The organism is Acinetobacter sp. YH01021, from assembly GCF_013420255.1.
Taxonomy (GTDB): Bacteria; Pseudomonadota; Gammaproteobacteria; order Pseudomonadales; family Moraxellaceae; genus Acinetobacter.
In genome coordinates this window covers 1-4,587 of the sequence record NZ_VOYO01000056.1, presented here as the reverse complement: position 1 = coordinate 4,587, position 4,587 = coordinate 1, and the positions used below count along the sequence as shown (strand labels likewise).

At 49.7% G+C, this 4,587-nt stretch carries 5 protein-coding genes and 2 pseudogenes; 1 reads left to right on the top strand and 6 read right to left on the bottom strand.

Annotated features, from left to right (window positions below; translation table 11 throughout):
* Positions 1-67 precede the first annotated feature (67 nt).
* The 6 genes and pseudogenes from FTT86_RS15650 to traJ form a co-directional block, all read right to left on the bottom strand.
* On the bottom strand, positions 68-220 hold the full coding sequence (locus FTT86_RS15650; protein ID WP_180007116.1) for a hypothetical protein: 153 nt from the start codon (positions 218-220) through the stop codon (positions 68-70).
* Between the two features lie 27 nt (positions 221-247).
* Positions 248-1,105 carry an SDR family NAD(P)-dependent oxidoreductase gene (locus FTT86_RS15645; RefSeq protein ID WP_120366351.1) on the bottom strand — a complete coding sequence of 286 codons (858 nt, stop codon included), beginning with the start codon at positions 1,103-1,105 and terminating at the stop codon, positions 248-250.
* A gap of 159 nt (positions 1,106-1,264) precedes the next feature.
* On the bottom strand, positions 1,265-1,450 hold the full coding sequence (locus FTT86_RS16315) for a GyrI-like domain-containing protein (protein ID WP_233735431.1): 186 nt from the start codon (positions 1,448-1,450) through the stop codon (positions 1,265-1,267).
* Positions 1,442-2,344, bottom strand: a pseudogene (locus tag FTT86_RS15640) (TCR/Tet family MFS transporter); the annotation flags it as partial. The pseudogene FTT86_RS15640 and the gene FTT86_RS16315, both read right to left, overlap by 9 nt.
* 26 nt (positions 2,345-2,370) lie before the next feature.
* Positions 2,371-3,246: pseudogene (traI, locus tag FTT86_RS15635) on the bottom strand (TraI/MobA(P) family conjugative relaxase); the annotation flags it as partial.
* Positions 3,243-3,617, bottom strand: a complete 375-nt coding sequence (traJ, locus tag FTT86_RS15630) for a conjugal transfer transcriptional regulator TraJ (RefSeq protein WP_033472343.1) — start codon at positions 3,615-3,617, stop codon at positions 3,243-3,245. The gene traJ and the pseudogene traI, both read right to left, overlap by 4 nt.
* Positions 3,618-3,946: 329 nt before the next feature.
* Here traJ and FTT86_RS15625 point away from each other — a divergent pair, with 329 nt between their 5' ends.
* Positions 3,947-4,339, top strand: a complete 393-nt coding sequence (locus tag FTT86_RS15625; RefSeq protein WP_052928019.1) for a TraK family protein — start codon at positions 3,947-3,949, stop codon at positions 4,337-4,339.
* The last annotated feature ends 248 nt before the right edge of the window (positions 4,340-4,587 follow it).

The following is a 4,587-nucleotide window of genomic DNA, read 5'->3' as shown; positions in this document are numbered from 1 at the left end:
GTAAATTTTCAGCGTTGCTGGCTCCCCGTCAGCCGGATTGGGTTGCATCGCAGGGGTGTCGAAAGAGTCAACTGCGGTCCAAAGCTGTTGGACTTGGGTGAAAAGGGCGTTTATTCTTCCTATACGTAAATTGTATTTGTTTTAGAAAAAGTTTTTGATCATTTGCTTCTTGCTGTGTAAAAGGTTTGTATGCTTGAATTTCTTCAATGATTTCTTTCATTTTTTATTGTCACTTTCCTGTCGTCATCTACTTATCAGCTAAATACCCTTCAGGCATTGGAATCAATTTTTCTGATTCCCGACTGAGGCTCTCCTCTGCTTTCCACCCGGCGATTTTATTTTCCGTTGCTTCGATCACCCCATCAAAAAGAGAATCACTTAATATTAGACGTAGTGGTGGTTCAGGCAATGCCGCAAGTTTTAAGATTGTCTTTGCTGCTAATATAGGGTCACTATCTGTCGCCTGACCCTCCTGTTCTTTTGCGAAGGCATCCATTTGTTGATGCAGTTCTTGATAATCCGGCAAGCGTTTACTATTATGCAGTTTCTTGTAAAGATCTGTCCAATAACCTCCTGGTTCAACAATAGTCACATGAACACCAAAAGGAGCCAGTTCCTGTGCTAAAGCTTCCGTCAATCCTTCTACCGCAAATTTACTAGCACTGTATAGACCTGAAGTCATCCAAGACATGATGCCCCCGATACTACTCATTTGGATAAAACGACCTGATTTGTCTCGCAAAAAAGGAGAAACCGCTTGAGCCGTCCAAAGAGAACCGAAAAAGTTTACATTCATTATCTGACGCGCCTCTTCTTCTGTTGTCTCCTCAATCATTCCTCCAAGCATCATTCCCGCATTACTCAAAGCAATATCGATGCCATTAAATTTTTCTGCTCCCTTAGCAGCAGCGGCTACTACCATGTCTCGTTCTTCAATATCGCCTAAACAGATCAGCAAAGAAGATCCATATTCTGTTTTTAACCTGCTGAGTTTTCCTTCTGTTCTAGAAAAAGAAATGACTTGGTCGCCATTTTCTAATACTAATTTTACTGTCTCAAAACCAATTCCTTTACTTCCACCAGTAATAAACCACGTTCTAGTCATCTGTCCACGCTCCTTTTTTCCTAATTACTCTCAATATGATTATAACAAATTAAAAGGCCAACAACAACTATAGTATCTAATATGCTGATTGTCAGTTATAAAATACTAAGAGTCATTTTATTCAAAAAAAGTTGTGGCAAAAAACTTGCCACAACTTTTTTATTTTGCACGAATCGGGAGCCATATTTGGAACTGTGCATTCTGAGGATTAGCATCTAAATATAATTCGATATCTGGCAATTCAGCATATTCAAAACCTGAAGTTGGTAACCATTCAGTAAAAATCTGCTGTTGCAATTCTTGAATTGCTCCTGGTATAGGACCCGTTCCTGAGAATACCGCCATCCAGCTTTGCGTGATAAAAGCCAGCAATAAAAACCCGCACATATCAGCGCCCATTCCAAGCAGCAACACACCGCGGTCACCCAGTCGCTTTGAAAGAGTGCCGGTTAAAACAGCTTGTACGAATGTATGTGCTGCACCAAAAACGGCCAGCGACACACCTGCTGTGCCAATATCCCAATTCAAGCGCTGTTCGCCATAAATCACCCACAAAGCGGCGGGCGCCTGCCCAATCAGCTGCATAAGAAAAAACAACGCAAAAAAGCTGGCAAGTCCCTGAACTGCAAAATTGAAGCGAAAGCCTTCAAACAAATTGATTTTGGCTGGCTGTCCTTCAGGCGGTTGTGACGGCGTTTTGGGCAACAAGAAAGCCACCAAACAAAAGGCAATTGCATTGAGAAGAGCCCCTGCCACAAAGGGCGCATGCACAGATATATCACTAAGAACACCGCCAATAGCAGGCCCTGCAATCATACCTGCACCAAAACACGCCCCCATAAAACCAAACCAACGCGCACGTTCTTCCTGTTTAGTTGTATCAGCGATAATTGATGCCGCGATTGCACCAGTTGCTCCGGTAACACCTGAGATAATCCGGCCGATATAAAGCACCCATAAAACAGGCGCTGCCGCCATTATGCTATAATCAATCGTGGCACCTAAAAATGAAACCAGCAAAATAATCCGCCGTCCATAGCGGTCAGATAACCGCCCTAAAACGGGCGCGCAAAAGACCTGCATAAACGCATAAAGCGATAAAAAAACACCATAGTGAAATGCTGTTTGCTCTGCCGGTACAAATTCATTTAATAAAGCCGGAACCACCGGCATGATTAATCCCAAACCAATCGCATCAAGCGCGACAACAATGAGTGCGGTTATAAGTGATTTTGACATAGATGTGACTTTTATTTATCATTGATAAGTTGGCGATAAAAAACTTTGTACCTGGCATAAAGCTCGGTGGTGTCAGCGCGTGACCGTACCGGCTTCTTTTGATACTGCCGCCTGGGCGGCTTCTCCTGCTGATCCGGTGACGCCTCAAAGGCTCCCAGCCGCTTTTCCAGGGCAGGCTTGGACAGATCGCGGGACAGGGTGCTGGGCTTGACCATCGTGCCGTCATCGGCCCGGATCACCAACCCGTTACCCCTTGGCGTAATCTCCAGGCCGTTATCACGCATGACCTGGTGCAGCTCCGTCCAGGACTGCGCGGCTTTAATGTCGTCCAGGCATTCGCGCTTGATCCAGCCCACCAGACTTTCCACGCCGGCATGGCGCTCCATGTCGGCGGCCCTCGATGCCGCCCCGCGCTGCTGCGGCCGGTGATTGTCTGCCTCCAGGCCATAGTCCCGTTCCAGCGTCTCGCACAAGTCGGCCAGCGCCAGGTGCGGATAGTACGGTTCGTGCATCGTGTGCCTGGTCGGGTGAATCTTGTTGATGGCAATGTGGATGTGCAGGTTGTCGGTGTCGTTATGCACGGCGCTGATACGCTGATGCTCACCAAACCCTAGCCCTTGGCAAATCCGTTCCTCTATCGCCTTCAAGGTGTCGGCATCGGGATTCTCGCCGGCGCGAAAACTGACAATCAGGTGATAGGTCTTATCGCCCTTGGCCCTGGTGTTCATGTGCTGGGTGGCCAGCACTTCGGTGATGGCATCGCGCACTGAATGCGCCTCGCAATTCGTGACCTGAACATGGCCCAGCCGGTGGTCTTTGCTCTGTGCGTCGGTGATGTATTTAGCCAGGTCGGCAAAGTCTGATTTGCCCAGGGAACGCATGGCAACATGCTTGGCAATCATGATGCTGCCCTGGGTCGCACAATAGATTCCATCAATCGGCTCATTTCGTCCTGGTTGGCCTCAATCCGGGCCAGCAGGCCCAAGACAGTTTCAGCGCTGAACCGGGCCGTTCGGGCATCGTCGGTCAGCCACAATTTCAGCAGACCACCGAGGCGGCCCAGGTCGCCATTGACCCGCACCAGCTCGCGCACGTTCTCGTAATCGGTCACGCCCTGGACGGCGTAACCCTGCCCCACGGCCAGCAAAAAAGCAGACGTACTCAAGCCAGCCGCTTGTGCGTTGGCCTCAATGGCGGCCCGCTCTTCCGGCAGGCAATACACCTTGATCGGCGTGCTGCTTTTTCTCGTTACCTTCTGCTCTGTCGCCTCCATCTTTGGCGTCCTCCTGGTTCTCTTATTCCGGCGTCCGCCGATGGCCCCGCAGGGCAGGATTCCCGTTGAGCGCCGCAGGTGCGAATAAGGGGAAGTGAAGAGGAACACCATGCTTGCATGGTGGGCCTACTTCACACATCCTGCCCGCTTCACCACCACTTTAACATCACTACCATTTACCGGCTATAACCCGTTTTATCGACAAACACAAGCCGATTCCACGCATAAGGCGTGCAATCTGGCTTTAGTCGCCTTACAATCGCTTTAATAGCGATAGAATCGGCATTAAATCGCGGATAAATCGACATATAAAAGGCGGTAGAATCGGCATGACTAAACGGCTTACAGAGCGCATTGCAGCGCAAATGCAGACCCAAAAGCCCACCCGTTCAGGACAGAATCGGGCGGCTTTCCTGGCCCAGCGCGACGACATAAAAGAGGCTTTGACCGATGGCTGGCCGGTAAAAGCCATCTGGAAAACGCTGCACGATGAAGGGAAAATCAGCTTCGGATATGATGCTTTTATCAGCTATGTGAACAGTCTGATTCGGTCGCCAGGCGAGCCTGAAAAGGCCACCGCAAGACCGCCGGCATCCTCCCAACCGGCCCCCAAGAAAGCCACCCCAGCGACACCCAAACCAGTACCATCAGCCAGCCATAAGCCGGGGGAGATTCCCAGCTTCAACTTCAACCCCAGCCCGAACAAAGCGGACTTGATTTGACGCCCCAAGGGGCGGATTGGACGCCAAGAGGGAAGGCATAGCCCGCCCCTCAAGTGTCAATGAACCCCTGGAAATCGACCCCGAAAACAGCCCCCTTCATAGAGGCGGCCTATTAACATTTGAGTGGGAGTGACGGGCACTGGCTGGCAATGTCTAGCAACGGCAGGCATTTCGGCTGAGGGTAAAAGAACTTTCCGCTAAGCGATAGACTGTATGTAAACACAGTATTGCAAGGACGCGGAACATGC